The organism is Marinobacter sp. (genome assembly GCF_041690615.1).
Taxonomy (GTDB): Bacteria; Pseudomonadota; Gammaproteobacteria; order Pseudomonadales; family Oleiphilaceae; genus Marinobacter.
Map to the genome: position 1 here is coordinate 46,206 of NZ_JAWLGY010000014.1, position 25,290 is coordinate 71,495.

29 protein-coding genes are annotated in these 25,290 nt (G+C 59.8%); 10 read left to right on the forward strand and 19 right to left on the reverse strand.

Annotation, left to right across the window (positions count from 1 at the left end):
- Nucleotides 1-186: 186 nt before the first annotated feature.
- The 6 genes from ACESMZ_RS11240 (at nucleotide 187) to ACESMZ_RS11265 (ending at nucleotide 4,773) form a co-directional block, all read left to right on the forward strand.
- A complete protein-coding gene (locus tag ACESMZ_RS11240) occupies nucleotides 187-1,239 on the forward strand; it encodes an isopenicillin N synthase family dioxygenase (protein WP_372958209.1) in 1,053 nt (350 codons plus the stop codon).
- Nucleotides 1,236-2,177 carry a hypothetical protein gene (locus tag ACESMZ_RS11245; RefSeq protein WP_372958210.1) on the forward strand — a complete coding sequence of 314 codons (942 nt, stop codon included), beginning with the start codon at nucleotides 1,236-1,238 and terminating at the stop codon, nucleotides 2,175-2,177. Before ACESMZ_RS11240 ends, ACESMZ_RS11245 begins: the two co-directional genes overlap by 4 nt.
- Nucleotides 2,174-2,743 (forward strand): hypothetical protein, encoded by a 570-nt coding sequence (locus ACESMZ_RS11250; RefSeq protein ID WP_372958211.1) that lies wholly within the window; start codon nucleotides 2,174-2,176, stop codon nucleotides 2,741-2,743. The genes ACESMZ_RS11245 and ACESMZ_RS11250 overlap by 4 nt, the downstream gene beginning before the upstream one ends.
- Before the next feature lie 68 nt (nucleotides 2,744-2,811).
- Nucleotides 2,812-3,885 carry a putative urea ABC transporter substrate-binding protein gene (locus ACESMZ_RS11255; protein ID WP_372958212.1) on the forward strand — a complete coding sequence of 358 codons (1,074 nt, stop codon included), beginning with the start codon at nucleotides 2,812-2,814 and terminating at the stop codon, nucleotides 3,883-3,885.
- Nucleotides 3,886-3,953: 68 nt separating this feature from the next.
- Nucleotides 3,954-4,409 (forward strand): GatB/YqeY domain-containing protein, encoded by a 456-nt coding sequence (locus ACESMZ_RS11260; protein ID WP_372958213.1) that lies wholly within the window; start codon nucleotides 3,954-3,956, stop codon nucleotides 4,407-4,409.
- Between the two features lie 151 nt (nucleotides 4,410-4,560).
- Nucleotides 4,561-4,773: a penicillin-binding protein gene (locus ACESMZ_RS11265; protein WP_372958214.1), complete on the forward strand. Its 213-nt coding sequence runs from the start codon at nucleotides 4,561-4,563 to the stop codon at nucleotides 4,771-4,773.
- Between the two features lie 35 nt (nucleotides 4,774-4,808).
- On the opposite strand, the gene ACESMZ_RS11270 is transcribed toward ACESMZ_RS11265, so the two are convergent.
- Nucleotides 4,809-5,288: a peptidylprolyl isomerase gene (locus ACESMZ_RS11270; protein ID WP_372958215.1), complete on the reverse strand. Its 480-nt coding sequence runs from the start codon at nucleotides 5,286-5,288 to the stop codon at nucleotides 4,809-4,811.
- A 153-nt stretch (nucleotides 5,289-5,441) separates the two neighbouring features.
- Here ACESMZ_RS11270 and ACESMZ_RS11275 point away from each other — a divergent pair, with 153 nt between their 5' ends.
- Entirely contained in the window at nucleotides 5,442-6,062 is a 621-nt protein-coding gene (locus ACESMZ_RS11275) for a DUF938 domain-containing protein (RefSeq protein ID WP_372958216.1), read from the forward strand.
- A gap of 66 nt (nucleotides 6,063-6,128) precedes the next feature.
- Here the strand turns inward: ACESMZ_RS11275 and ACESMZ_RS11280 are convergent, their stop codons facing one another.
- The 4 genes from ACESMZ_RS11280 to ACESMZ_RS11295 form a co-directional block, all read right to left on the reverse strand.
- A complete protein-coding gene (locus tag ACESMZ_RS11280; protein WP_372972621.1) occupies nucleotides 6,129-7,907 on the reverse strand; it encodes a DEAD/DEAH box helicase family protein in 1,779 nt (592 codons plus the stop codon).
- A 286-nt stretch (nucleotides 7,908-8,193) separates the two neighbouring features.
- Entirely contained in the window at nucleotides 8,194-8,397 is a 204-nt protein-coding gene (locus ACESMZ_RS11285; protein WP_372972622.1) for a CsbD family protein, read from the reverse strand.
- Between the two features lie 169 nt (nucleotides 8,398-8,566).
- Nucleotides 8,567-10,267, reverse strand: a complete 1,701-nt coding sequence (locus ACESMZ_RS11290; RefSeq protein ID WP_372972623.1) for a mechanosensitive ion channel family protein — start codon at nucleotides 10,265-10,267, stop codon at nucleotides 8,567-8,569.
- A gap of 246 nt (nucleotides 10,268-10,513) precedes the next feature.
- Nucleotides 10,514-12,565 (reverse strand): hypothetical protein, encoded by a 2,052-nt coding sequence (locus tag ACESMZ_RS11295; protein ID WP_372972624.1) that lies wholly within the window; start codon nucleotides 12,563-12,565, stop codon nucleotides 10,514-10,516.
- Between the two features lie 101 nt (nucleotides 12,566-12,666).
- Between ACESMZ_RS11295 and ACESMZ_RS11300 the strand changes: the two genes are divergently transcribed.
- From ACESMZ_RS11300 to ACESMZ_RS11310, 3 genes are all read left to right on the forward strand, one after another.
- Nucleotides 12,667-13,050 (forward strand): truncated hemoglobin, encoded by a 384-nt coding sequence (locus tag ACESMZ_RS11300; protein WP_372958322.1) that lies wholly within the window; start codon nucleotides 12,667-12,669, stop codon nucleotides 13,048-13,050.
- 222 nt (nucleotides 13,051-13,272) lie between these two features.
- Entirely contained in the window at nucleotides 13,273-13,941 is a 669-nt protein-coding gene (locus ACESMZ_RS11305; protein ID WP_372972625.1) for a glutathione S-transferase, read from the forward strand.
- A gap of 153 nt (nucleotides 13,942-14,094) precedes the next feature.
- Nucleotides 14,095-14,367, forward strand: coding sequence for a CDGSH iron-sulfur domain-containing protein (locus tag ACESMZ_RS11310; protein ID WP_372958324.1), 273 nt, complete (start codon nucleotides 14,095-14,097; stop codon nucleotides 14,365-14,367).
- A 170-nt stretch (nucleotides 14,368-14,537) separates the two neighbouring features.
- On the opposite strand, the gene ACESMZ_RS11315 is transcribed toward ACESMZ_RS11310, so the two are convergent.
- The 14 genes from ACESMZ_RS11315 to urtC all read right to left on the reverse strand — a co-directional run bounded on the left by ACESMZ_RS11315 (nucleotide 14,538) and on the right by urtC (nucleotide 25,289).
- Complete coding sequence (locus tag ACESMZ_RS11315; protein ID WP_372958325.1) at nucleotides 14,538-14,993, reverse strand: metallophosphoesterase family protein; 456 nt, start codon at nucleotides 14,991-14,993, stop codon at nucleotides 14,538-14,540.
- 134 nt (nucleotides 14,994-15,127) lie between these two features.
- Nucleotides 15,128-15,502: a hypothetical protein gene (locus tag ACESMZ_RS11320; protein ID WP_372972626.1), complete on the reverse strand. Its 375-nt coding sequence runs from the start codon at nucleotides 15,500-15,502 to the stop codon at nucleotides 15,128-15,130.
- Nucleotides 15,503-15,540: 38 nt separating this feature from the next.
- Nucleotides 15,541-16,323: a nuclease-related domain-containing protein gene (locus ACESMZ_RS11325; protein WP_372972627.1), complete on the reverse strand. Its 783-nt coding sequence runs from the start codon at nucleotides 16,321-16,323 to the stop codon at nucleotides 15,541-15,543.
- Between the two features lie 171 nt (nucleotides 16,324-16,494).
- Complete coding sequence (locus ACESMZ_RS11330; RefSeq protein ID WP_372972628.1) at nucleotides 16,495-17,076, reverse strand: HupE/UreJ family protein; 582 nt, start codon at nucleotides 17,074-17,076, stop codon at nucleotides 16,495-16,497.
- A gap of 40 nt (nucleotides 17,077-17,116) precedes the next feature.
- Nucleotides 17,117-17,755 (reverse strand): urease accessory protein UreG, encoded by a 639-nt coding sequence (ureG, locus tag ACESMZ_RS11335; protein WP_372958329.1) that lies wholly within the window; start codon nucleotides 17,753-17,755, stop codon nucleotides 17,117-17,119.
- Between the two features lie 265 nt (nucleotides 17,756-18,020).
- Nucleotides 18,021-18,728 carry an urease accessory protein UreF gene (locus tag ACESMZ_RS11340; protein WP_372972629.1) on the reverse strand — a complete coding sequence of 236 codons (708 nt, stop codon included), beginning with the start codon at nucleotides 18,726-18,728 and terminating at the stop codon, nucleotides 18,021-18,023.
- Complete coding sequence (gene ureE / locus ACESMZ_RS11345; RefSeq protein WP_372972630.1) at nucleotides 18,700-19,215, reverse strand: urease accessory protein UreE; 516 nt, start codon at nucleotides 19,213-19,215, stop codon at nucleotides 18,700-18,702. The genes ACESMZ_RS11340 and ureE overlap by 29 nt, the downstream gene beginning before the upstream one ends.
- A gap of 11 nt (nucleotides 19,216-19,226) precedes the next feature.
- The gene (ureC, locus tag ACESMZ_RS11350; protein ID WP_372958332.1) at nucleotides 19,227-20,930 is read right to left on the reverse strand and encodes an urease subunit alpha; all 1,704 of its coding nucleotides are present in this window, start codon (nucleotides 20,928-20,930) and stop codon (nucleotides 19,227-19,229) included.
- Between the two features lie 163 nt (nucleotides 20,931-21,093).
- Nucleotides 21,094-21,399: an urease subunit beta gene (locus ACESMZ_RS11355; protein WP_372958333.1), complete on the reverse strand. Its 306-nt coding sequence runs from the start codon at nucleotides 21,397-21,399 to the stop codon at nucleotides 21,094-21,096.
- A 10-nt stretch (nucleotides 21,400-21,409) separates the two neighbouring features.
- Complete coding sequence (gene ureA / locus ACESMZ_RS11360; protein WP_372958334.1) at nucleotides 21,410-21,712, reverse strand: urease subunit gamma; 303 nt, start codon at nucleotides 21,710-21,712, stop codon at nucleotides 21,410-21,412.
- Nucleotides 21,713-21,739: 27 nt separating this feature from the next.
- Nucleotides 21,740-22,636 (reverse strand): urease accessory protein UreD, encoded by an 897-nt coding sequence (locus tag ACESMZ_RS11365; protein ID WP_372958335.1) that lies wholly within the window; start codon nucleotides 22,634-22,636, stop codon nucleotides 21,740-21,742.
- Nucleotides 22,633-23,331: an urea ABC transporter ATP-binding subunit UrtE gene (urtE, locus tag ACESMZ_RS11370; RefSeq protein ID WP_372958336.1), complete on the reverse strand. Its 699-nt coding sequence runs from the start codon at nucleotides 23,329-23,331 to the stop codon at nucleotides 22,633-22,635. Before urtE ends, ACESMZ_RS11365 begins: the two co-directional genes overlap by 4 nt.
- A complete protein-coding gene (gene urtD / locus ACESMZ_RS11375) occupies nucleotides 23,332-24,156 on the reverse strand; it encodes an urea ABC transporter ATP-binding protein UrtD (protein ID WP_372958337.1) in 825 nt (274 codons plus the stop codon).
- Nucleotides 24,153-25,289, reverse strand: coding sequence for an urea ABC transporter permease subunit UrtC (gene urtC / locus ACESMZ_RS11380; RefSeq protein ID WP_372958338.1), 1,137 nt, complete (start codon nucleotides 25,287-25,289; stop codon nucleotides 24,153-24,155). Before urtC ends, urtD begins: the two co-directional genes overlap by 4 nt.
- Nucleotide 25,290: the final 1 nt, after the last annotated feature.

Sequence of the window (25,290 nt, forward strand, 5' to 3'; positions counted from 1 at the left end):
GTTGTCAGGAAGCTATTTTTTATCACCTCAACGGGTTTTGGCACAGTTTCCGCTTTAACCCAGTGAAAGGCTGACCCCGGTTCTCCGGGTTCCGCCCTCTCCTTCCGGGACGACCCGGACGGCGTTGCTCGCCGCCTTCCTGTCTGGACGACCAGATGACCTGTCGATAACAAAGAGGTTATCCGTATGTCATCCGCCAGCCCCGAAACCACTGCCCACAGCGCATTCCAGTCTTTACCCGTTATCGACGTGTCCGGCCTTCAGTCCGGGGACCCGCGGCAGCGTCAGAAGAGCGCTGAGGCACTGGGAAAAGCCGCTCGCGAAGCTGGCTTCCTTTACGTGACGGGCCACGGCATCCCGTCGGAGCTGGTAGACCGTTTCAGGGAACGGGTGCGGGAGTATTTTCAGCAAAGTCACGAAGAGAAAATGCGTAACTACATAGGTTACTCGGTGAACCATAGCGGTTACGTTCCTGAAGGCGAGGAGCAGTTCTACGGAGCGAAAGCGCCGGACCGAAAGGAGGCTTACGATGTCAACTTCGACATGCTTGAGCCAGAACATGCCCGTCCCATGCTCGGCCCCAACCAGTGGCCCGAACTGGACGGGTTCAAGACGGACGTCAAAGCCTACTACGACGAAGTCTTCCAGTTGGGCAACCTGCTGTTCCGGGGCTTTGCCCTGGCTCTGGGGCTTTCCGAGGACAGTTTCACACGCCACGTTAACCGTCCACCCAGCCAGTTGCGCCTGATTCACTACCCGTACAACCCGGACGTGCCGACTGACAGGCCGGGTATCGGTGCTCACACGGATTACGAGTGTTTCACCATCCTCAAACCTACCGCCCCCGGACTGGAAGTGATGAACGGTGCGGGCGAATGGATCGATGTTCCGGTGATGGACGACGCTTTCGTCATCAACATCGGCGATATGATGGAAATTCTCAGCAACGGCCTTTATGTCGCCACTTCACACCGGGTGCGCAAGGTTGCCGAGGAGCGATATTCCTTTCCCATGTTCTGCAACCTGGATTACGACGTGCGGATAGAGCCACTGCCGCAACTGGTCAGCGAAGAGCGCCCTGCCCGCTATGAGCCCCAGGTCTGCGGGGAGCACCTTTTCGCCCAGACCGCCCAGACCTTCCAGTATCTGAAAAAGCGTCTGGAGAGCGGTGAGCTGGCGTTGCCGAACGGCAGCAAGGGCCTCTCTTCCTTTGGCCGGGAAGCCGGAGGCCAGAAATGACACTGGAAGAGCTCGTCAACCGCGTCAACGTTTCGCCTGACCAAAGCGTACCGGACTGGATGCTCGGTTGCTTCCGGCGTCGCTGTATCAGCTTCGCTAACGGCGAATCAGACAACCAGACCATCGTGTACTGGCTCCAGAGCCGGAACTTCACCATCGACCTGCGCCTGCCCCGGGTTGCTGACCAGGTACGCCCTGCCCCGCTAGAGGATTACCGGGCGGGAGACCTTGACGTTCTGGCCGGTTATGAAGGATGGATGGCGCCTTGCGAGTGGGCCGACAGGAAACTGAGCTGGTACGGCGGTACGGCCTTACAGTTGACGAACCGCTGGCCAGAACCCGCCGAACTTCGACGCGTTGGCAATTGCATGGTCGAATTCGCCCCCAGTGGCGCCTATGTGGAGGATTGGCGATTGCAGCCGTCCAGCCCGGGACCACTGGTCGGTCTCCGGCTACTGGAAGAATATGATCCGCAAACGGGGCAGCGCTTCGCCAGGGGCGGTGGGTTGATCATTTGCGGTGACTATGCCGCCCGGGTGCTGGGCCGACCCGCGCCGCTAACTGAGAGCCACTCGTCGTTGGCAGAGATGGCGGTCTCTGCCGAAGGCAGCCGGGAGCACCTCACGGCTCTGTTCGATTTCGAAACGTCGGTGGCATCCGGGTCACTCGCGCAGGGATACACCGTAGAGCACTCGACACAGCCCGGGCGGGTGGGGCTTCCGCTGCTCGAGGAAGGGTCGTTCCGCTGGGATGAGGACCTGGGGCGTGTGGAGCAGACGTTTTCCCACGACGATCAGAACCGGATTCGGATATTTGAAGTGGATGTGATCGAGCCAAACCGGGAGTTCGCCCTGAACACACCAGCCAGTGCAGCGGCCGAAGCCTGGTTCCTGGGCGAATCCGATACCCTGCGCCGCTACACCGGGGTGATGACATGACGATGACCAAACTCTATGACAAACGCTTCCATCCACTACCGGTGACCAACTTCCCGGTGCCGGCACAATGGTCTGGCAAGCATGTACTGCTGGTTCCCGCGGGTCGTGAGTGGGTTAGCGTGGACTACCCGGCAGTGATGGAAAGTCGCAGCAAGCTCAAACACCTCTTCGGTCCACGGGACCAATGGCCCCCGGACGACCTCACGCGGGAAATGGACGAAGCCGACCTGGCTTGGCATGCCCGGGAATTTGCAAGCCGCCGGTCATTCGCCTATCACCTGCTCAGTCATGACCAGCAACGGTGCCTTGGCTGTCTTTACCTGTATCCGACCGCCAGCAGAGAACATGACGCCGAAGCCTATCTGTGGACCCACATCGGGCTCAACGCCTCACAGGCAACCCTGATCGAAGACGAGGTCATTCACTGGGTCAGCCGGGACTGGCCTCTCAGGTCCGTCGCCTGGCCCGGACGATTCATACCGTTTAACCAGTGGGACGAATCCGGCCTACCCAATTACTACGCCAGTACCCGGATGGCTGCAGAGTCATCCGCTGACGGAGACTGACATCCAGTTACTTCGGGCGTTTGCGCTCAAACCGTTTGTGCTATCAACGCGAAAGCAGGAGTTGAACCATGACATCACTGAACAGAACCATCGCTACCGCTGCTCTCTCTGGCCTGTTGTTACTGAGTGTCCCAGCCGTTCAGGCCGAAGAGAATCGGAAACAGTTCTCTCTCGCCTGGTCGATTTACGTGGGTTTTATGCCCTGGGCCTACATGGATGAATCCGGGATCATGGACAAGTGGGCCGACAAGTACGACATTGAGGTCGACCTGGTCAAGGTTAATGACTACATCGAAGCCATCAACCTGTACACCGCCGGGGAATTTGATGGCGCCACCATGACCAACATGGACATGCTCACCATCCCTTCCGCATCCGGTGTGGATACCACTGCCCTGATAACCGGTGACTTTTCCGACGGTAACGACGCGGTCGTCCTGAAAGGACGCGACAGCATGGACGATATCAAGGGAATGGACGTTTACCTGCTGGAGCTTTCGGTCTCCCACTATGCACTCGCCCGGGCTCTCGAGATGGCGGGGCTGAGTGAGCGTGACATCAACGTGATCAACACCTCGGATGCCGACATCGCCACGGCCTTCACAACCGACAAGGTTCAGGCTGCCACGCTCTGGAATCCGCAACTTCAGACCGCCATGCAGGAACCCGATGCGGTCAAGGTGTTCGACTCCACCCAAATCCCAGGTGAAATCCTCGACATTATGGGCGTTAACTCTGAAACCCTGGAAAAGTATCCGGAACTTGGCAAGGCAGTGACGGGGGCCTGGTTCGAGGCCATGAGTATCATTCATGGGGAGGGCGAGGAGGCGATCGCCGCCAGAACCTACATGGGGGAGGAATCGGGTACCGACCTGGAGGGTTTTGAACTGCAACTGGCCGCCACTCACATGTTCAGGACACCACAGGAAAAACTCGACTACCTCACAACCGACCGCTTGCGGGAAACCATGGATTTCGTGACACAGTTTTCCTACAAACACGGACTGCTGGGGGCGGGAGCCCAGTCACCGGACGCCATTGGTATCGAGTTGCCGGACGGTTCTGTCTGGGGTAACGCCGATTACGTTAAAATGCGATTCGACCACAGCTTCCTGAAAATGGCTACAGATGGAGATCTATAATCCTCCCATCTGGACAGTCGGTGGCCAGGAGGATACCGTTTAACCAGCCGATAAACAGGAGGTCCACGATGGCAGAAGAGACACTCAGGGAACAGCTGGGCAATGCGGTAAAAAACGCGATGCGGAACAAGGACAAGACACGGCTTGGCACGTTGCGCATGGCCCAGTCCGCAATCAAGCAGATCGAGATAGACGAGCGCCGCGAGCTGGGTGACGAAGATGTCCTTAAAGTACTGGACAAGATGCTCAAGCAGCGCCGGGATGCGGCGGCTCAATACGATGAGGCTGGCAGACCCGAGCTGGGCGACAAGGAGCGGGCGGAAATGGTGGTGATCGAGGAATTCATGCCCGCCGCTCTGTCCGAAGATGACCTGGACGCCCTTATTCGCACCACCATCAATTCAACCGGCGCCCAGGGCATGCAGGACATGGGGCGAGTGATGAACGAGCTGAAGCCGCAGGTGCTGGGCCGGGTAGACATGGGACATCTGAGCAAGCGGGTTCGCGAGCAACTGGCCGGCTGAAACCATTCGCCGTGCGGCCCCCTGTCAGACCTGACCCCTTACCCCAAGCCGGGATAAGTGCGTGTGGCCGTCGGCGTCATGGTCATCCTCTTCGGATGAGTCGCGTATACTCATTCACTCCCATTAACCACCTGCCCCGCGAGGCTCTGTTATGACTGACGACGATACCCTCCATGCCCTCAAAACCGCCTTCACGTTCATGCCCCAGCCGGTCGAAATCAACCGGTTCGAGTACGGCGACGACGCTGACAGGATTCTCGCCCAGGTAAATTTTGTGCGGGAGGTCCTGCTCAGCCACGGCATTGACCCGGACGAGGTAGCTGGTGACATCAACCCGGCTTCGTCACCCAACTCCTGCTACTGACTTCTAACACACTCTCTAGGAAGGAGCCTTGGGCATCAATGATGCCCGCCCGGTCCATGCACGTGGCCGTGGGCTATTTCTTCCGCATCAGCGGCACGTACTTCGATGATCTCGATATCGAAGGTCAGGGTTCTGCCGGCCATTGGATGGTTGGTGTCCACATCGGCAAACTTGTGGCCGACCTTGGCAACAAGCACGTGACGAGGACCATGCTCGGTTTGTACCTGGGCGATCATGCCCGGCTTCCAGCGTTTGGCTCCCATCAAGTGCTTGATCGGCACCCGCTGGATGGCATCGTCCTTGCGCGGCCCGTAGCCCTTGTCCGGAGTGACCGTAACCGTGAAGCTTTCGCCAGCGTCACGCCCCTCCAGGGCTTCTTCCAGACCCCGGATAATACCGCCATGGCCATGGAGGTAGGCGTTCGGCTCGCCACCACGGGAGTCTTCAACAACATTGCCCTGTTCGTCACTGACGCTGTAGTGAAACAGGACCACCTGGTTCTTTTCGATGGGCATAGGGTTCTCTGCAAAAGTTAAAGGTACGCCATTATAGCTGGTTCATAGGTATCAGGATGACTGCCCGAGTTTTCGGGAGGCCCAGGTCTGCCAATGTTCCCCCGGCATGTCCACGGTTTATGATAACGTTCCATGCAAAGGAGGCACACTTTAATGACCACCAACCTGCCCTATTCCCAGGCCTGCGAAAACAACAAGGGCCCGATTCTGGAAAGACTGCGCGAGATATTTGCCGCGCCGGGCAAGGTCCTGGAAGTGGGAACCGGTACAGGCCAGCATGCCGTGTATTTCGCAAGTGCCATGCCCCATTTACAGTGGCAACCGACAGACCACCCCAACGCTGCACACACGGCGCTCGACCGGCTGGAACAGGCCGCGCTACCCAATATCCTGCCGATGCTTGAGCTGGACGTGGGGCGTACGCCGTGGCCGGTTGATTCCTTCCGGTGGGTGTTCTCGGCAAATACCGCCCATATCATGGCCTGGAGTGAAGTCGAACAGATGTTTCACCACGTTGGTGGGCAACTGCCTGAAGACGGGGCGTTTTGCCTGTACGGGCCGTTCAGCCACCACGGCCGGTATTCCAGTGAGAGCAACCGGGATTTTGACCAGTTTCTGAAATCCAGGGCACCCCATATGGGCATCCGCGACACCGATGACCTGTCTGGGCTGGCAGAGGCAGCGGGTCTTAGCCTGGAGAAAAGCTACGCCATGCCCGCCAACAACGAACTGCTGGTATTTATCCGTGACTGCGCAGCTAAAGCCAACCACTGACCCGGAGGCCGTGTTTCCGGTGCTGGCGCTTAACACCGCCAGAAGCCGATTATCTGCCCCAAGGTCCTACGCCTCATTCGCTTTACGATAGCTGCCCTGGTAATCGAAAATCCGTTCCTGCACCTGCCAGTAGTGCTTCTGCTTGCGGGCAACGACAAAATCGGGTGCCGGCAGCAAGGCTTGTAACCCGAGCACCTCATCGATGCTACTGAATGATCTCGGGGCCTGACCCTTTGCAAAGCGACGCCCGAACAGTCTATTGAAAATGGTTCGCTGCGCCGGCTTGCTGAAATCGAATGACTCGCCGAGCTCCTCCCCATCCTCACCGTGATAGGTGATCCTCAGTTTGCTGCCAGCAACACCCAGGGCAATCCCGGCGCAACGGAGCACCATGGCGTCCTTGAGTTGCAAGGCATCCTTCAACTGATCATCCGGATCGATGATAGCTTCGTGGCACTGCCCGCAGTTACGGGCCGCAATATCATTCTCGCCACCGCAGTGCGGGCATTCCTTGAAACGGAAACGGTACTCGCATTGTTGCGGGCGCCCGTTCGGCCCGGCAGGCTTGTCCCCATCAGCTGGTTCCAGCAGCCCCTGGCAGCGGCGGCCGTAATGCTCAATAACACGGCCTTCAGCGTCTGTCTTGCCCCAGAAGATATTGGCAAAACCGCAGCCCGGGCAGAATACTTGCACCGGCTCGCTGTCCGGGTTCGGTTTCGGCTCCCCCACCTCCGGGTGGTACAAGTTCACATGATTGCCCGCATAGTCAATCACCAGGCAATCCTGCTTGCCTTCGGCCAGCCGAAGACCGCGGCCGACAATCTGCTGATACAGACTGACCGACTGGGTAGGCCGAAGAATGGCGATAAAGTCCACATGGGGCGCATCGAAGCCCGTGGTGAGTACGGACACATTTACCAGGTACTTCAACTGCCGCTGCTTGAAGCGCTGGATCAGCCGATCCCGGTCCGTCAGATCCGTTGCACCGGTAATCAGCGCGGCCTGGTCTTCCGGAAGGTAACCGGTAATCTCCCTTGCATGGTCTACCGTTGCCGCAAAGATCATCACTCCCCGGCGATCAGCGGCCAGCTCAATCACCTGCTCGATGATGGCTCGGGTCACACGCTGATGTTTCCCCAGCAGCTGGTTGACGTCCCTCTCGGCGTATTCGCCAAAGCGGTCTCGCGGCAACGCGGAAAAATCGTATTGCGCCACTGCTGCGTTAACCAGCTCCGGCCGGGTGAGATAACCCTGGTTGATCATATAGCTCAACGGCAGTTCGTAAATGCAGTGCTGAAAGGGCTTGTCCTGCGCTTCTTCGGAACCACGAACAAAGCCCCGGTAGTGATACTGATAGATCCAGCCCATGGCCAGACGGTAGGGCGTGGCCGTCAGTCCGAGCACCTTGAGGGAAGCATTCTGTTGCTGTAGCAGCTTAATGATTTGTTGATACTGACTGGTTTCCTCACCACTGACCCGGTGACACTCGTCGATGATGACCAACGAGTATTCGTCCCGGAACTGATCCAGGTTCGCCGATACCGACTGCACACTGGCGAACGTCACCTGATGGTGGTTTTCCCTACGCTTCAGCCCGGCAGAGAAAATGCCAGCGGTTAGCCCATAGCTTTCGTACTTGGCGTGATTCTGCTCCACCAACTCCTTGACGTGGGTAAGCACCAGGATCCTGCGGCGGGCAAGGCGGGCCAGCTCGGCGATGACCAGGCTTTTACCGGCCCCGGTGGGTAGCACAATCACGGCTGACTCATCGGATTTGCGGAAGTGACTCAGCGTGGCGTCGACCGCTTCCTGCTGGTAGGGCCGCAGTTTGAAAGGGATGTTCATTTGCAGTGATCGTTCGCTGTCTGGATGGAAAGGCGGCCATACTAACAAATACGGTTGCTATTACCTGCGACCTGGAAAATCCGTTCCAGTATACCCAGCTTACTGCGTGGCCAGCGTTGCCGGACGATGAGTTGGTTTTCCCCGATATTTTGTTACGTTTATACAGACATGCGCCCAATAAGACCGGAGGTGGGTTGTGGCCAAACCGCTCAGGAAACCGGAGGACAAGTCTGACGGCCCCGGTTTCCTTCACGCCCAAGCTTAAGCTGCCAAACTATCAGTCATACTACCTGTCGGTAGACGTCTCAAACTCTCTGATCTGCTTTTCGGCCTCATCGCGACCGACGCCATAACTTTCCTGGATCTGCCCAACCAGCTTCTCACGGTTGCCCGATATAACATCCAGTTGATCGTCAGTTAGCTTGCCCCAGCGGGCTTTAACGTCACCCTCTATCTGCTTCCAGTTGCCTTCCATAATATCCCGGTTCATAGCTATATCCTCCTTTGAGCGTAGGCCTCCGGGCGGGGGTCCGGTGTCAACCCATACACTGATAAGACTATCACCGGATCCGGGAAGTGGGGCGCTAACCAAATTACTATGCGGCAATGCCAGGAGTGTTCATACCCGGCCAATGCCGCATCACATCGGCAGCCAGACGTTAAGAATCGCCAACGGGTGCTTGGCGGTCAGGTGGCCTTGCGTCGCCAGTGATGTCGTGCTGACTGGTGACAATCACTTCCCTCGGCCACCATTCCGGGTGGTTGTCGCGGATGAAGCCCAACAACTTCTCACGGACATTCATTTCTGCTGCCCAGCCAGCGAAGGGTTCCGAGGTCATGAGGTAGAAAGAAACCGTCTGGGCCGAGGCAGTCTGCGCAGTGACATAGCAGCAGAGTTTGTGGTGCTCGATGACGTTTTCCTCTGCCTCAGCGAACTCCTTGAACTTCTCCCTCAGGCATTCGACGTCGGCATTCAGGTGAAGCGCCAGCTCTATCATTCTGTACATCTTGGCGGTCTTGACTGAGAGGTTCTCGAACGGCTTGGAGACGAAGTACTGGACCGGTACGACCAGGCGTCGTTCATCCCAGGTTCTCAACCGAATGAACGTATAAAAGATGCCTTCCACGTAGCACCATTGATCCTCGAAGATGATCAGGTCCCCAATCCGTATCGGCTTGGCGAGCGACACCTGGAATGAAGAGAGGATGTTGCCCAGTACGGCCTGACCAGCGATGCCGAGCAGGACGGTCAGAATACTGGCAGACGCCAGGAGGGTCAGGCCCAAGGTCTCGAAGAGTTCGATCTGCGACAGTATGTAGATGGAAACCGCGACGATCGTCACCAGGATGATGCCCCGGCGCACCGCATAAAGTGAGGTCAGAAAGTGGCGTTCATCCCGGGATTTGGTGTCGTCGATTTCGCCCACGAGACGTCGCTTCACGTTGAGCAGTATGACGTCCACGAAACGCAGCGCGATCAAACCGACGCCCCAGGCCGTAATGGTAATCAGCAGTATGCGAAAAGAGGTCGTCGCCACCGCCGAGAAGGAAACCACGTAATTCAGCAGAAACTGCGCGACAATCGTCATGACGACCAGCGCCATGGGTACCTTGATCTGGCCGGCGTAAATGCTCGGAGCGCCGGAAGGTAGCCATCGCGCAATCACGCCGACCAAACGGATAACGAGCCACCCCACCAGTCCTGTCACCAGCAGGAAAACCGGAATCGCGATCCATTCCCAGACCTGGAGCCTGCCGAACGTTGATTTGAATCTTTGCGGTATATGCTCTTCCAGCCAGGAAGGGCCATATTTTTCATACAGGAGAGGCACCGGGGAGAGACTGTCCGGCGTGAACAGCCAGACGGCATCCTCGTCGCCCACCCGATAACGGGCCAGACGAATATCATAGGCTTGCCCGTCAGCACGCAGGGAGGCGATCTGGAGGTTGCGTCTTGGCTGCCCTGCCTGTGGGTTCTGCCCCGCCGGATCTTCAATAACGGCATCCTGTCGCGCCGGCAGGTCGGAGGTATCGATCCACTCACCACGCCTGAGCACTGCGGCCAGCTGCCTGGCTAACTCGGGCCCCTTCTCCCGCTGTTCTGCAGCGCTCAAATCGGACAGGTTGAGAAGGTGCGCCGCTGCCGAAAAGTTCTGCTGTTTGGTGAGTTCGAGAAAGCTGCGGATCGAGTCACGAGGTGTCAGGCGACTGACCTCCTCCGGGGGCTCATCAAGTCCTGCATTCAATGAATCGATGGAAAACCATCGCATCTCTTTGTCGTCGTCCGACGTCTGCGCCACGCACAAACTGGAAAACAGGAGAACAACGGCCAACAGCCCCCATGTCGTATGTTTTTTCATCCACGCCTCCCTGACATTCGCAACCCTGCCCACGTCCTACACATCAGTATGGCCGTCGCTTTTACTGGTAAAGCATAGGAGGCAAGGCGGGACAGGGCCAATGGCGGATGCCAACCGCGGGTATATTGGCTTTCCGGAAAAAGAGCTGACTACGGCTACGTCCGCACTTGAAGCTGAGCTCTCCGGTTCAGAGCGGGAGACGTGTCACGAGGCCTGAAATGCCTGCGTCACTGGTGACCACCAGGATCAGGCTCGCGTCGTCCAATGCAAGGGCGCACGAGGATCGGGTTCATAGGCAAAGTAGATACCGGTGCGCACGGTCCGCACGAGGTGCTCGCCAAGACTGGGATGATGCCGGGCAATCCGATTGATGGCATAACGCAGGGAACGGGTCGCGCCGGTGCGCGCACGTTCGACACCATCGCCCACGGTCCGGGCCCGGTTATTCAGGCCAACGCCGCGGCGCAGTTCATCGACCAGAAACTCGCGATCAGCACGTGCCAGCTCGGCGCGGCGGAAATCGTTCTGGCTCTCCGCTTCCTCGATGTCTTCTTCCACCTCGGTCAGCCTTTGCCGGTAGGCCTCACGGGCCTTCGAATCGAAAACCTCCAACCCGCACTGGGCATCAATACGGGATGGGTCCACTGAGACGTTGACCGGGAGCGCCCCACGTTCCACCGAAACCAGGTCGAGCACATGGAATTCCCGCCCGGGCTCGGCCAGCATTCGTTCCAGATAACGCATACCCTTGAGGTCCTTCAGGCGCACGGTGGCGCCACCGAAGGTGGCCGTTCGCATTTCACCCTCGCATTGAAACAGGCAATATTCAGTTTCTCCACCCGGGCGCGTCGCGGATGCCGGTTCCCGTTGGCGAGCCAGTTCCGCCCAGGGTTTGGCATTGAGGTCGTCAAGGGCCCGGCAGGCTGCATCCAGTTCCATCTCTGCGATGCGGTCGTCCCCCACCTGCCGGTGAGCGGCCGCCAGCACTATCCGCAAATCTGCCGCATCGAAGGGCATTCGCAACTCGGCCCATTCCATGACCGCTTCGGTGAGCAGCGGGATGGCGTCATTTGGCCGCCCGTCACGGAGTGCCAGGCGACCGGCTGCTGCCAGAGACGAGTTTTTCAGCGTACGGCTTTGGTATTTTTCCGCGATGGCAGCCAGTTCCGTTGCCGCGGCACGGGCATCGTCGTCCTTGCCCGCTGCCAGGGCGATAACGACCTGAGCTTCGAGCAGAGGCGCCCGTTGCAGGCTGCCCGAGGGTGGCCGTTCCTTCGACGGGATATCAAACGGATGCTCGAGCGCCGTTTCGATCATTGAAGTGGCTTCGTCTATTCGTCCCTGAGCCAGTCGCAGTAATGCGAGCCCGGGTTGGGGCAGCCAGGCGTTCTGGTGCGCCGCCAGGTAGGCTTCCTCGGCGCCCACAAAGTCACCCTTGCGCAGCCGCGCATTGCCGAGTTCAGTCAGCGGCCAGCCAAATTCCCGACGCATCCAGGGCCGTAATTCTTCACATGCCTGGAGCGCTTCCTGCTCGGCAGCATCGCAGGGCCCTCTCAAACGCATGATCTCCGCCCGGTGCACCCGACAGCGGCCACTGAGCCCTCCAAATGCCGCCCCCTCGCGCCATCGCTCCATGGCCTCGGTCCATTCCTCAGCGCGATCATGGTGGCCGATCCACTGCATCGCGCAAATCACCTCACACCACATCTGCCCCGTCGTCAGGGGGTCGAGATTCCCGGCACTCAGCTCCACCGCCACATCATCGAGTGAGCGGAGCCCTTCATCGACGTCACCGTTATAAATCCATACCCTTGCCTGGGCCACCTGTCCGATAATGGACGGCGGGGCCAGACCGTGCCTCTGGCCTAAGTCCATCGCCCTCCGGGCCCATTCTCCGGTACCCGGCATATCGCCGCACATCAGTCGCTCGTAGGTCCGTACGGCCGCCAGCCACGCCCAGACCGGGCTGTCAGGTACATCCTCGATCAGGTGTTCGGCCCGGGACAGCCAGGCCCGCACAGTGGCCATCAGCCCCGTATCCATCATCAGATACATGCCCACCATCACCGCCGCGAATGCCGCCTCGTGGGCATCGCCGGCGTCAAGGTGAAAACGGTAGAGCTCACCGTAGGCGGTCAGGGTTTCTTCCAGATCTCCGCTGCCATACGCAGCCATGGCCCGAAGCTCCAATAACTCGGCAGACCGCTCAACAGGCAGTGAGGTAATCAGTCCCTTCGCCCTGGCGAAGTCGCCGGCATCGAGTGCCTCGCGAATCCGCGAAAGGTCCGCCTCGTCCATTGCTCAGCCCTCCCTGTTCCGATGTAACAAGGATTGTTACGCCTCATTGGGTAGGTGCCTGGTGCACCTGTCGAACACCCTGTGAAAAAGGAGTTTTTGTTATGAACAACATCCTTACGAGCGACACCCTTTACAACAGACTCGGCGGCAAGGACGGTATCGATAAGCTTGTAGACCGCATTGTCGACCTCCACCTCCAGAACGATGTTGCCGGCCCCAGATACCAGGCGCTGTCCGAGGAGGCCACTGCCAGGGCCCGCGAGAAGGTCAAGGAGTTCCTCGCAGCCGGCTCCGGCGGCCCCGTAGAGTACACCGGCCGGTCGATGCTGGAGACCCATACCGGCATGAACGTCAGCTCAGCCGAATTCCTGGCTGTGGTTGACGATATAATGCAGGCCATGAACGAGATGGACTACCCGCGCCCGGTGTGTGATGAAGTCCTCGGTATCGCCTACTCCCTGAAGGAGGAAATCGTTCACAAATAAAGGACAGAGTGGTTTGTCCACCTGCCGCAGAAGGGGGAATGGGAGATGCTCCGTTGTCCACCAGACCCCATTCCCGCTTCCAACGCCAAGCCCTATCCCCTCATGATAGTAAACATCCCGGAGACGGAAAGCCGTAACACGCACCTTTCCCGGATCGTAGCCAGGCACTGGCCAACCAGTCTGCTAACCTGTTCATTCCATTGACGCAAACGGAGCACCTGTATGATCACAGTCCACCACCTGAACAATTCCCGCTCACAACGGGTTCTCTGGATGCTGGAAGAACTGGACGTGCCCTACGAGATCCGGTTCTACGAACGCGATCCCGAGACCATGCAGGCTCCGGAAAGCCTCAAGAAGGTACACCCGCTGGGTAAATCGCCGGTCATCACCGACGGCGACCTGGTGGTGGCGGAGTCCGGCCTTATCATCGACTACCTGGCCCGCACCTACGGCAAGGACACCATGCCCCCACCCGACAGTGGCCAGGCGTGGCTGGACTACAACTACTGGCTGCACTACGCCGAAGGCTCACTGATGCCACCGCTGTTGATACGCCTGGTGTTCGAAAAGGTCAAAACCAGCCCGATGCCGTTCTTTATCAAACCCGTGGCCAAGGGCATCGCCAACAAAACCAACCAGTCCTTCATCGGCCCGATGATCCACACCCACATGGACTTTGTGGAAGCCCACCTGGCGAAGAACACCTGGTTCCTGGGTGACAACCTCAGCGCGGCGGATTTCCAGATGAGCTTCCCCCTGGAAGCCTCCGTCGCCCGGGGCATCGTCGGCAACAACCGGCCCAACATCACCGCCTGGGTGGAGCGGGTGCATGCCCGGCCGGCTTATCAGCGGGGGCTTGAGAAGGGTGGGGAGTATGATTTTGCCTGATCGAGAATGGGGGGACGACTACCTCACCCCGGATGATAAGGCATCCGAAGAGGCGGCGGCTCCGGACAAGGACAATCCGCGGCATTAAGGGAGATGAGCCGATCCGCATCAATAGCGGGGCCGTACACTCTGTACACAATAAGGAGACGGACCATGAGTAACCCTATCATTGCAGACAACAAGCCCAGGAAAGTCACGCTCGAGCAGGGTAAAAAGTATATGTTCTGCGCTTGCGGGCGTTCCAATGATCAACCCTTCTGCGATGGTTCCCACAAGGGTACCGGCCTCAGCCCCAAAAGCTTCGTTGCTGAAGATGACGGCCAGGCGTTTCTCTGCCAGTGCAAACATACCAGCGATGCGCCCTACTGCGACGGCACCCACGCGCAATTCGACAAGGGTCAGGTGGGTACAGAGGGTCCCGGCTGACACTCCAGGAGACGGGCTGCTTCCGGAGCGATCGGAATGCAGCCATTTAACACTGGGCAGTTTGAGGAAGTCGTCGGTGTCCGCTAACGGGCCCTGTTTTCGGGCTTTGACGTTAACAGGTACAGAGGAAAAACCGCGCGGCCAATACGAGTGGCCAAGGCCGCAACGCATCAAACCGGCAGTTCGATGATTTCTCCAACTACGCCATCTTCACTCACGTCCAGCCGACCTACGGTAATGGGCAGCGTAAAACGTCGCGGCCCTGAACCACCCGGATTGAAGTAAAGCACGTCACCGATCCACTCGTTACGGGGTTTATGGGAATGGCCGGCAATAACCACCCGGTAGCGGCCTTGCGGTTCAATGTCGAGGGTTTTGACGTCGTGGAGCATGTAAAACGCGTGGCCAAGGAATGCCAGATCCTGCACATCAGGAAGATCCGCGGCTCGGCCTGTCTTGTCGATATTGCCGCGAATCGCCACCACGGGCGCAATGGCTTCCAGCGCGTCCAGCACCTCATCCCGACCCACGTCACCGGCGTGCAGGATCAGGTCTGAGCCTTTCAACGCGTCCAGGGCTTCGGGACGCATTTTGCTGTGGGTGTCTGCTATTACGCCGATTTGCATGTTTCAGCCTTTTATCGATGCCTGCTCGTCAACAGGTGTCGACTATGTCGGCAGGGAGGCGATACCTGTCAGCCCCCGCCGCCGCGATCGAAAAGTCGAGGCGGATCTAGTTTGATAATCCGTCTATGGGCCACTCAACGCAAAGTAACCAACTCCCCCTCGACTTCAATACAGTTATGAGCCGCAGGAAGTCCAAAGAAGCTACCTGGCTTATTCTTCTGCACCTGATCAATCCGCACGTTCACCAGCAGGTCGCCAGTAACGCCCTGATCCTGCCCGTTCTGAATGGCATCATCCATTGCTCGCTGAAGGCGTGAGTCGTTCGGCGGTTGTCCGACTTGATGACAATCCTCTCCCTGAACCCGGGTCGCACTGGTTGAATCGTAATCCAGATTCCTGACGTTGAAACTCGATGCGGCCGTAAACTGGCCAAGCCGATACTCAGGGGTTTGGGCTGCACAACCCACCAACAATGAACTCATGGCAACCGCGATAATACCTTTGTTCACTACGACTCCTTATCTTCGATTATTGGCTTTTTCACTTTTCAATCTGGCCGAAGGTGCAGGACTCCACGACACTTCGGAAATGCGCCACAACCCCAAAAATCTTTACCGGCATTCTCCCCACGCTTACCAACCCGCCGAACCATCTCCCCACCACACTTCGGGCAAGCAACAGCATTCGACTTTGCCTCCACGATGGCCTTAACGTGTCTCACGTGCTCACGACTGGTCCTAAACGAGGCCTCCAACCGCCCTGAGCCAACCCGCTCAATCACGTCCTGAATCTGCTCTGGAGTCAGTACCTCGTCCCGGTGCGACTTAATAAACCCAAGATACCCACCACCCTGAGTCACATTCGCCGGCATAGGCGTCTTGAAAGTCGAGTCCCCTACAAACACCACTAGGGAATGCACCTGCTGATCCCCCAGCCCAAGAAGGTTCTGCACGCTCTTCACATGTTTGTAGTTCTGGTGCAGCGGGTTCTGCAACTTCTGAGAATGCCGATAGATCTTCTGAGTCCAATACCGCTGCCTCTCCTCACCATAAATCCACCCCTTCATATTCTTGGTCTCCACCACAAACACCCCATAGGGAGACACGATCAGGTGATCAATCTGGGTAGTTCCATCCTCAGTCGGCAGGGTCACATTGCGAATCAGGTGGTAGGTCTTGTGGTCGAGAAGGAATCGAGCGGACAGGTTAACAACAGCCTCACCCACCCAGCCCTTGAATCGGGCGGACTTGAGGACGGCGACCAGCAAAAAGAGGGGAACCAGGAACCAGAGTTTTTCCCACAGGGGCTGCAGGATGACGGTAAAATCCATTTTCTCGTCCAGATTAGCTTTATTACTTTTAGTTCACTCTACTCTAGAACATGACGCCTAACCAGTGTGAAAAAATTTGTTAAAGAGCCCCGCTGTGTCGTTACAGGACAATAAAAAAACCCGCCCCGGCAGAACCAGGACGGGCAAAACCTTAAACCGGTCTTTCAGCGATCACGCTACCATCAGGTAACCACCCACGGCAGACAGACCAGCGCCCACACCACGGGCCACCCGGTTATCCGCCTTCATCAGCAGGCTACCTAGCCCACGACCAGCAAACGTAATCCCCAACGTCGCAATGGAGAACCCGGCCAGGTAAGCCGCCAGCATCGCACCAGAAGGCATTTCCGTACCGTGGGCATGCCCGTGGAACACCATGAACGCCATCACCAGTACCGCGCCGAAGGCCGTTGGCAGCTTGGCCATTGCAGCAATCAGGATGCCTGCGACGATGACGGACAGGACAATGCCGGTTTCAACACCCGGCAGGCCGATGCCTGCGAAGGCCAGGCCTGCGCCCAGGATCATGCCGCCTACCACGAACAGGGGCGTGGCGTTCTTCATGGCATTGTCCTGGCGCACACTCCAGAAGCCGATGGCGGCCATGGCCAGGAGGTGGTCCAGGCCCAGCATGGGGTGCAACAGGCCGCTGGTGAAGCCGCTGGCGCCGTGGTCGTGGCCCGGGTGGGCGACGGCAGCGGTGGCGGTCAGCAGCAGGGCGGCGGTGGTGAGCAGTTTGGTTGTGAGTTTCATGGTGTACTCCTGGTTGTCTGAATTCGTTTCCCGGTTTGGCTTAAGCGCTTTCGGCCTGCTTGTTGGGTCTGCGCTCGGGCAGCATGCCTTTCTCAAGAATGAAGCTGATGATGGTTTCCAGCCCTACGCCGTCGTACAGGTTGGTAAACACAAACGGCCGCTCGCCGCGCATTTTCCTGCTGTCCCGATCCATCACCTCAAGGGAGGCGTGCACCTGTTCGGCGATGTCGATTTTGTTAATGATCAGCAGGTCGGACTTGGTGATGCCGGGGCCGCCCTTGCGGGGGATTTTGTCGCCGGCGGAGACGTCGATGACGTAGAGGGTCAGGTCGCTGAGTTCCGGGCTGAAGGTGGCGCTCAGGTTGTCGCCGCCGGATTCGACCAGGACGAGTTCGAGGTCCGGGTGGCGGCTCTGGAGGTCGTCGATGGCCGCGAGGTTCATGGAGGCGTCTTCGCGGATGGCGGTGTGGGGGCAGCCGCCGGTTTCCACGCCCAGGATGCGGTCGGCTGACAGGGCCTCGTGGCGTAGGAGGAAGTCGGCGTCTTCCCGGGTGTAGATGTCGTTGGTGACGACGGCGATGTTGTAGTGGTCTCGCAGGGCGAGGCACAGTTGGCGCAGCAGTGCGGTTTTGCCGGAGCCCACCGGGCCCCCTACGCCTACTCTCAGGCAGTGTTTCATGATTGTTGCTCCTATCTTCAATGTTCGCTGTTCAGAGTTCGGTGGAGGGAGGTAGTCGGGTAGGGTTTTCCGGGACACGCCGTGAATCCATCCCTGGAGGCTCTTCGAAAACCTTTTTGCTAATTGCTCCTGCGTCGCAAAAAGGTCCAGTGCTGGCCGTCCTTGGCCAGCCCGTGAAACGCTTTCGCGTTCCACCCATGTTTTCGAAGGTCCCGGAAAACCCTACCCGACCACCTCCTGTCATCCGCGCGGCCCTCTTTGGGGTTCAGCTTCTGAAAAGCCGCGAGTACTGTGTTTCGTGTAAGGCACTGGCCAATGCCAGGCCCGGTAAGATTGGTCCGAGTTCTTCGTCGGTTCGCGTCAATGCGTCGTCCACGGCCACCACCAACCGGGGCCGCAACCGTTCTGTCAGTCGTTGCGCAGCCGTGTGACCCAGAGGTAATGCTTTGCAGGCCACCGCCAGTTGGTTTTCCAGCCAGGCCCAGGCGAAGCCCAGCAGGGTCTGGCGGACCGGGACGTTGCGCTTGTGGGCGGCCCAGGCGAACAGGGTGACGTAGCCCGGAATGGCCGGTAGCAGGTCGCTGGTCGGGGCCAGGTCCAGGCTTTTGAGCAGGGTCAGCAGTGCCGCGCCCAGGCGGGTGTCTTCGTCCACCAGTTCGGCGGTTTCCCGGGTGGCGTGCAGCCACTGGTTCCAGTGATTGACCGTCTCTGCGTCCCCTTCAGCCCAGCCTGCCTGTAAGCGGACGAGCAAGGGCAGTTCACAGCGGCTGAGGCCGTCGTCGAGAACGCCTTCCAGCCATTCGCCCAGCTCTGCCTCGTTGTTGACCCAGCCAAGTTCAAAAGCGCTTTCCAGGCCCTGGGACCAGGCGAAGGCGCCGATGGGCAGGGCCGGGCTGACCAGTTGCATCAGGCCCAGCAGGGCCAGGTCGGCCTGTGGGTCGGTGTCAGTGTGCATGGCTATGGTCGTGTTCATGGCTGTGGTCGTGGTTATGGCCATGGTTGTGACCGTCGCGGCCGGCCTTGTCGTAGGCGCCGGGCTCGGGGTCAAAGGGGGCCCGGTGGTGTTCGAGTGTGGCGCCCAGGCGTTCGGCCAGTTCTTCCAGTACGTGGTCCGGTGGGAAGCGGACCCAGCCTTTACCCTGCCCTTCCATACCAATGCTCAGTTGCACGTGGCGGTTGCCCAGGTGATAGCAGAGTTTTGCCAGGGGCAGGCCTGCGTCGATGTGAGCGGTTACTACCGGCTCGTCGGCGGCTTTTACGCGGATGATCTCGCCGGTGTTGGCCTGCAGGCAGTCGCCGTCGCGCAGCACCGGGCCCCGGTCGAGGAACAGGCCGACGTCGTGGCCGGTGTCACTTGTGGCCCGCAGGCGGCCGCGGATTCGCAGTTCCAGGGGCAAGGTCAGGATGTCGTGGATTTCCGCCTGTTCCATGGGTTCGATGCGTTGTGTCAGTTCCAGCATGTCGTTAATCCTCAGAACAGGTGGTAGCGCTGGGCCAGGGGCAATTCCGTGGCCGGCTCGCAGGTGAGCAGTTCGCCATCGGCATGCACTTCGTAGGTCTGCGGGTCTACGGTGAGGTGCGGGCAGGCGTCGTTGAGTTTGAGGTCGCCCTTGCGCACGTTTCGCACGTTCTTGCAGGCGGAGAGTGTGCTGCGCAGGCCCAGTTCCTTGCCGATGCCGGCATCGAAAGCGGCCTGGCTGACAAAACTAAGCCGGGTCTGGCTGGCAGCACGGCCAAAGGCGCCGAACATGGGGCGGTAGTGGACTGGCTGCGGTGTGGGTATGGAGGCGTTGGGGTCGCCCATGGGTGCAGCCGCAATCATGCCGCCCTTGATGATGGTGGAGGGCTTGGTGCCGAAGAAGGCCGGTTTCCATAGCACCAGGTCCGCCAGCTTGCCCACTTCGATGGAGCCGACATCGTGGGCGATGCCGTGGGTGATGGCGGGGTTGATGGTGTACTTGGCGATGTAGCGCTTGGCGCGGAAGTTGTCGGCGCCTCTTTCTTCATCTTCCGGGAGCAGGCCGCGCTGTACTTTCATCTTGTGGGCGGTCTGCCAGGTGCGGCAGATAACCTCGCCCACCCGGCCCATGGCCTGGGAGTCGGAGGCGATCATGGAGATCACGCCCATGTCCTGGAGGATGTCTTCCGCTGCGATGGTCTCGCGGCGGATGCGGCTGTCGGCGAAGGCCACGTCTTCCGGGATGTTGGGGTCCAGGTGGTGGCAGACCATGAGCATGTCCAGGTGCTCGTCGATGGTGTTGACGGTGTAGGGCCGTGTGGGGTTGGTAGACGACGGCAGCACATAGTCTTTGGAGCACGCGGTGATGATGTCCGGGGCGTGACCGCCGCCGGCGCCTTCGGTGTGGTAGGTGTGGATGCATCGTTCCTTGAAGGCGGCCAGGGTGTCTTCCACAAAGCCGGACTCGTTGAGAGTGTCGGTGTGGATGGCGATCTGGACGTCGTATTTGTCGGCGACGGTCAGGCAGTTGTCGATGGACGCGGGTGTGGTGCCCCAGTCTTCGTGGAGCTTCAGGCCCATGGCGCCGTATTTGAGCTGCAGCTCCAGGGACTCGGGCAGGCTGGCGTTGCCCTTGCCGAGGAAGCCGATGTTCATGGGCATGTCGTCGACGGCCTGGAGCATTTTGCCAATGTGCCAGGGGCCCGGGGTGCAGGTGGTGGCGTTGGTGCCAGTGGCCGGGCCGGTGCCGCCGCCGAGCATGGTGGTGATGCCGCTCATCAGCGCTTCATCGATCTGCTGGGGGCAGATGAAGTGGATGTGGGCGTCAAGGCCGCCGGCGGTGAGGATTTTGCCTTCTCCGGCGATGACTTCGGTGCCGGGGCCGATGACGATCTGGACGTCAGGTTGGGTATCGGGGTTGCCGGCTTTGCCGATGGCGGCGATGCGGCCCTGCTGGATACCGACGTCGGCTTTGACGATGCCCCACCAGTCGAGGATCAATGCGTTGGTGATGACGGTGTCCATGACGGTGTGGTCAGCCCGCTGGCTTTGGCCCATGCCATCGCGAATGACTTTGCCGCCGCCGAATTTCACTTCGTCGCCGTAGTGGGTGGCATCGCTTTCCACTTCGATCCACAGTTCGGTGTCGCCCAGGCGGACGCGGTCCCCGGTGGTGGGGCCGTACATGTCGGCGTAGGCCTGTCTGCTGATTTTCATGTTCTTTGCCTCGCTTTTTAGATTCGGTGCCTGGGAGCCGATCGGGTGAGTCTTTCCGGGACACGCCGTGAATCCGTCCATGGAGGCTCTTCAAAAACGTCCCTGTTTTTGAAGGTCCCGGAAAGACCCACCCGACCGTCTCCTGTCAACTTGGTTGCAGCCCTCAAAGCTTTCCCATGACCTCTGCTCGGAAACCGTAGATCTCTCTTCCGCCGGAATATGGGACAAGTATCACTTCGCGAGTCTGACCCGGCTCAAAGCGGATGGCCGTGCCAGCCGCCACGTCGAGTCGATAGCCGCGCGTCTTCTTCCGGTCAAACCGCAGGGCCGGGTTGGTTTCGGCAAAGTGGTAGTGGGAGCCGACCTGGATCGGTCGGTCGCCGGTGTTGGCCACTTCCACGGTGATGCGTTCGCGGCCGGCGCAGAGTTCGATGTCGCCGTCCTGAAGTTGGTATTCGCCGGGTATCATCTGCATCTCCTTAAACGATCGGGTTATGGACCGTTACGAGTTTTGTTCCGTCCGGGAAGGTGGCTTCCACCTGGACTTCGTCCACCATTTCCGCCACGCCGTCCATGACGTCGTCTCGGGTGAGCACTTCGCGGCCGGCGCTCATCATGTCGGCGACGGTGCGACCTTCCCGGGCGCCTTCCATGATTTCGGCGCTGATGAGGGCGACGGCTTCCGGGTAGTTGAGTTTCAGGCCCTTTGCCTTGCGGCGTTCCGCCAGCAGGGCGGCGGTGAATAGCATGAGCTTGTCTTTGTCTCTGGGGGTCAGTTCCATGGTGTTCTCCGCATGTCTGTTAGGCGGTCAGGTCAGCCAGATTCTTGGTACATGGGCCCGTTGGCCGGTCAGTTCGGGTCTCAGTATTTCCCAGGCCTGCTGGCAGATGGCCCAGGCTTCGTTGCGTTCGTTGCCCAGGTAGCGCAGCAGGAGGACGCCGCCCCGCCGGGTGACGGCCCAGCGGGGGTTGTCCGGGAGTTCTTCGCGCAGGTGTTCGATGGCGTCGGCTTCGTCTTCCAGGCCCACGGTCCACAGGGTGGCCTGTACGGTGTGGCCGCCCTGCCCCCATTTGCCTTTGAAGCGGCGGTGTTTGGGATCCAGGGTCTGGCGTTCCTGCCACAAGGGGATGCCGTCGCGGGTCAGGTGGAAGCGCTGTTGCAGCTGGCCGGTGGCGAAGGGCAGTTCGCTGGCCGGGCGGCCGAGGGCGAGCACTTCCCAGCCGATGCAGCGGCTGCGGCTACCCATTTCAATGGTGGTGGTCTGGGTGCCACGGGAGCCGTCGAAGGCGAGGGTTTCCTGGGGCAGGTATTCCAGGGTGCCGCCCTCGTCTACTGTCAGCTTGGTATGCTGGGCCCAGGCGACGCCGTGGCTGTCGGCCTTGTAGAGTTTGGCGGCGGCCGGTGTTGTCAGCAGGGCATGGGCGCCGGTGCCGACAGTGGCGCTGATTTGTAACGCATCGCCGCTGACCAGTCCCCCCGGTGGGTGCAGCAGGTAGACGTGGCAACAGCCATGGCGACCTTCCGGGTAGAAGGGACGCTGGACCCGCAACGGGCCGTGATGACGGGCGGTGGTCATGCGGGTGACCGGGCGGCCGTCCTGTTGGCGGCCCTCGAAGCCCAGGGTCAGGGTGGCGGCCCAGTGACGCCCCTGGTCGAAGCGGTGGCCGGAGTCGGCCATCTCTGGCACGGGCTGGTAGATGGTCATACCGTCAGGTACTGCTTGATGAGTTCATCGGACAGCTCGCCGATTTCGCCTTCGGCCATGCGGCGGCCCCGGTCGAGGATGGCGAAGCGGTCGGCGTATTTGCGGGCGAAGGGCAGTTTCTGCTCCACCAGCAGCACGGTCAGGCCGTCCTCTGCAATGAGCTTGCGGATGACCTCGCCGATCTGGGCGACGATGTTGGGCTGGATACCCTCCCCCGGCTCATCCAGTATCAGAAGGCGCGGCTCGATAACCAGGGCGCGGCCGATGGCCAGTTGTTGTTGCTGACCGCCGGAGAGATCACCACCGCGGCGGTTTCTCATTTCCCTGAGCACCGGGAACAGTTCGTAGATGCGCTCGGGGATGGTTTTCTGGCCGTCACTCCGGGCAGCCAGTCCGGTTCGCAGATTTTCCTCAACGGTCATTAACGGGAAGATCTGCCGGCCCTGGGGCACGTAGCCGATGCCCAGGCGGGCCCGCTGTTCCAGTGGTTGCTTGATAAGGTCCAGTTCATCGGCAAAGCGGATGCTGCCGCTTGCAACCTTTTCCTCGCCCATAATGCATTTCATCAGCGTGGTCTTGCCCACGCCGTTGCGGCCCATCACGCAGGTGCACTGGCCCCGGGGTACGTCCAGGTCCAGGTCCCAGAGGGTGTGACTCTCACCGTAGTACTGGTTGAGTTTCTCGATCTGCAGCATTCAAGCTTCCTCCCCCAGGTAAACCTTGATCACTTCCGGGTCGTTGGAGACCTGGTCCATGGAGCCTTCCGCCAGCACACTGCCCTGGTGCAGCACGGTGACCTTGCGGGCGATGGAGCGGACAAAGCCCATGTCATGCTCGACCACCACCACCGACTGCTTGCCCGCCAGACTCGTCAACAGGTCAGCGGTGCGCTCCATTTCCTGTTCGGTCATGCCGGCGACGGGTTCATCCACCAGCAGCAGGCGCGGGCGCTGCATCAGCAGCATGCCGATCTCCAGCCACTGCTTCTGGCCGTGGGAGAGGATGCCGGCGGACCGATCACGCAGGTCTTTCAGGTGGATGGTTTCCAGCACTTCGTTAATACGTTCCCGGTGTTCCGGTTTCATGGTTGCGGTCAGCGTGGGAAACACCCGCTTGTCCGCTGCCATGGCCAGTTCCAGGTTCTCGAATACGTTGAGGGCCTCAAATACCGAGGGTTTCTGGAACTTTCGGCCGATGCCCAGGCTGGCGATGTCCGGCTCGTTCATCTGCAGCAGGTTGTGGCGACTGCCGAACCAGACAGATCCCGTATCGGGCCGGGTTTTGCCCGTAATGATGTCCATCATGGTGGTCTTGCCGGCGCCGTTGGGGCCGATAATGCAGCGCAGCTCACCGTCATCGATGGTCATGTTCAGGTTGTTGATGGCCCTGAAGCCGTCAAAGCTGACGTTGACGTCTTCCAGATACAGGATCGGGCCATGGCGCACGTCCACCGGGGATTCAGTGGGCGTGAGGAAGTTGAAGACCTGATCCCGGTTGGCCAGTTCAGTCATGATGCTCATGCTGGGGCCTCCGCGCTGGTAGCAGGTTGTGACGACCCCGGGTCGCCGCCGGTGGACTTGCGACGCTTTTTCAGCAGGCCGGCGATGCCCTGGGGCAGGAACACGGTGACCAGCACGAACAGGGCGCCGAGGGCGAACAGCCAGGCGTCTGGCATGACACCGGTGAATACAGTCTTGGCGTAGTTCACCAGGATGGCGCCGATAACGGCACCGTAGAGCGTCGCGCGCCCGCCCAGGGCAACCCACACCACGATCTCAATGGAGAAGATGGGAGAGAACTCGCTGGGGTTGATGATGCCCACCTGGGGCACGTAGAGCGCGCCAGCCACCCCAGCCAGCATGGCGGAGACCACGAACACGAACAGCTGCACCCGCTCCACCCGGTAACCCAGGAAGCGGGTGCGGGCCTCGGCATCCCGGCAGGCCACGCTGACCCTGCCCAGTTTGCTGGTGACGATACCCCGGCACACCAGGTAGCCGATGGCCAGGGCGATGCCGGTGGCGATGAACAGGCCCAGTCGGGTTGCATCGGTACGCAGGTTGAAGCCCAGGATATCGCGGAAGTCGGTCAGGCCGTTGTTGCCACCAAAGCCCATTTCGTTACGGAAGAAGGCCAGCATCAGGGCGAAGGTCAGCGCCTGGGTGATGATGGACAGGTAGACGCCGGTCACCCGGGAGCGGAACGCCAGCCAGCCGAACACCAGTGCCAGGGCGCCTGGCACCAGCAGCACCATGGCGAACGCAAACCAGGCCATGTCGAAGCCATACCAGTACCAGGGCAGCTCCTGCCAGTTCAGGAACACCATGAAATCCGGCAGGATGGGATCACCATAGGTGCCCCGGTCGCCGATCTGGCGCATCAGGTACATGCCCATGGCGTAGCCGCCCAGGGCAAAGAAGGCGCCGTGGCCCAGGCTGAGAATGCCCAGGTAACCCCATACCAGGTCCACGGCCACGGCCAGCAGGGCGTAGCACAGGTACTTGCCCAACAGGGTGACGGTATAGGCGCTGACATGCAGCGGGTGCCCTTGCGGCAGGGCCAGGTGCAACACGCTGACCACCAGCAGTGCCATGAAGAGAATGCCCAGGAACAACTGTGTGGAGCGTTCCTGCAGAGGTCTGGTTAGCCACATA

Excerpts from the sequence above, each read along its gene's own strand:
- ACESMZ_RS11240 (WP_372958209.1), top strand. The coding sequence starts at position 187 with ATGTCATCCGCCAGCCCCGAAACCACTGCCCACAGCGCATTCCAGTCT.
- ACESMZ_RS11245 (WP_372958210.1), top strand. The coding sequence starts at position 1,236 with ATGACACTGGAAGAGCTCGTCAACCGCGTCAACGTTTCGCCTGACCAA.
- ACESMZ_RS11250 (WP_372958211.1), top strand. The coding sequence starts at position 2,174 with ATGACGATGACCAAACTCTATGACAAACGCTTCCATCCACTACCGGTG.
- ACESMZ_RS11255 (WP_372958212.1), top strand. The coding sequence starts at position 2,812 with ATGACATCACTGAACAGAACCATCGCTACCGCTGCTCTCTCTGGCCTG.
- ACESMZ_RS11260 (WP_372958213.1), top strand. The coding sequence starts at position 3,954 with ATGGCAGAAGAGACACTCAGGGAACAGCTGGGCAATGCGGTAAAAAAC.
- ACESMZ_RS11265 (WP_372958214.1), top strand. The coding sequence starts at position 4,561 with ATGACTGACGACGATACCCTCCATGCCCTCAAAACCGCCTTCACGTTC.
- ACESMZ_RS11270 (WP_372958215.1), bottom strand. The coding sequence starts at position 5,288 with ATGCCCATCGAAAAGAACCAGGTGGTCCTGTTTCACTACAGCGTCAGT.
- ACESMZ_RS11275 (WP_372958216.1), top strand. The coding sequence starts at position 5,442 with ATGACCACCAACCTGCCCTATTCCCAGGCCTGCGAAAACAACAAGGGC.
- ACESMZ_RS11280 (WP_372972621.1), bottom strand. The coding sequence starts at position 7,907 with ATGAACATCCCTTTCAAACTGCGGCCCTACCAGCAGGAAGCGGTCGAC.
- ACESMZ_RS11285 (WP_372972622.1), bottom strand. The coding sequence starts at position 8,397 with ATGAACCGGGATATTATGGAAGGCAACTGGAAGCAGATAGAGGGTGAC.
- ACESMZ_RS11290 (WP_372972623.1), bottom strand. The coding sequence starts at position 10,267 with ATGAAAAAACATACGACATGGGGGCTGTTGGCCGTTGTTCTCCTGTTT.
- ACESMZ_RS11295 (WP_372972624.1), bottom strand. The coding sequence starts at position 12,565 with ATGGACGAGGCGGACCTTTCGCGGATTCGCGAGGCACTCGATGCCGGC.
- ACESMZ_RS11300 (WP_372958322.1), top strand. The coding sequence starts at position 12,667 with ATGAACAACATCCTTACGAGCGACACCCTTTACAACAGACTCGGCGGC.
- ACESMZ_RS11305 (WP_372972625.1), top strand. The coding sequence starts at position 13,273 with ATGATCACAGTCCACCACCTGAACAATTCCCGCTCACAACGGGTTCTC.
- ACESMZ_RS11310 (WP_372958324.1), top strand. The coding sequence starts at position 14,095 with ATGAGTAACCCTATCATTGCAGACAACAAGCCCAGGAAAGTCACGCTC.
- ACESMZ_RS11315 (WP_372958325.1), bottom strand. The coding sequence starts at position 14,993 with ATGCAAATCGGCGTAATAGCAGACACCCACAGCAAAATGCGTCCCGAA.
- ACESMZ_RS11325 (WP_372972627.1), bottom strand. The coding sequence starts at position 16,323 with ATGGATTTTACCGTCATCCTGCAGCCCCTGTGGGAAAAACTCTGGTTC.
- ACESMZ_RS11330 (WP_372972628.1), bottom strand. The coding sequence starts at position 17,076 with ATGAAACTCACAACCAAACTGCTCACCACCGCCGCCCTGCTGCTGACC.
- ureG (WP_372958329.1), bottom strand. The coding sequence starts at position 17,755 with ATGAAACACTGCCTGAGAGTAGGCGTAGGGGGCCCGGTGGGCTCCGGC.
- ACESMZ_RS11340 (WP_372972629.1), bottom strand. The coding sequence starts at position 18,728 with ATGAACACGACCATAGCCATGCACACTGACACCGACCCACAGGCCGAC.
- ureE (WP_372972630.1), bottom strand. The coding sequence starts at position 19,215 with ATGCTGGAACTGACACAACGCATCGAACCCATGGAACAGGCGGAAATC.
- ureC (WP_372958332.1), bottom strand. The coding sequence starts at position 20,930 with ATGAAAATCAGCAGACAGGCCTACGCCGACATGTACGGCCCCACCACC.
- ACESMZ_RS11355 (WP_372958333.1), bottom strand. The coding sequence starts at position 21,399 with ATGATACCCGGCGAATACCAACTTCAGGACGGCGACATCGAACTCTGC.
- ureA (WP_372958334.1), bottom strand. The coding sequence starts at position 21,712 with ATGGAACTGACCCCCAGAGACAAAGACAAGCTCATGCTATTCACCGCC.
- ACESMZ_RS11365 (WP_372958335.1), bottom strand. The coding sequence starts at position 22,636 with ATGACCATCTACCAGCCCGTGCCAGAGATGGCCGACTCCGGCCACCGC.
- urtE (WP_372958336.1), bottom strand. The coding sequence starts at position 23,331 with ATGCTGCAGATCGAGAAACTCAACCAGTACTACGGTGAGAGTCACACC.
- urtD (WP_372958337.1), bottom strand. The coding sequence starts at position 24,156 with ATGAGCATCATGACTGAACTGGCCAACCGGGATCAGGTCTTCAACTTC.
- urtC (WP_372958338.1), bottom strand. The coding sequence starts at position 25,289 with ATGTGGCTAACCAGACCTCTGCAGGAACGCTCCACACAGTTGTTCCTG.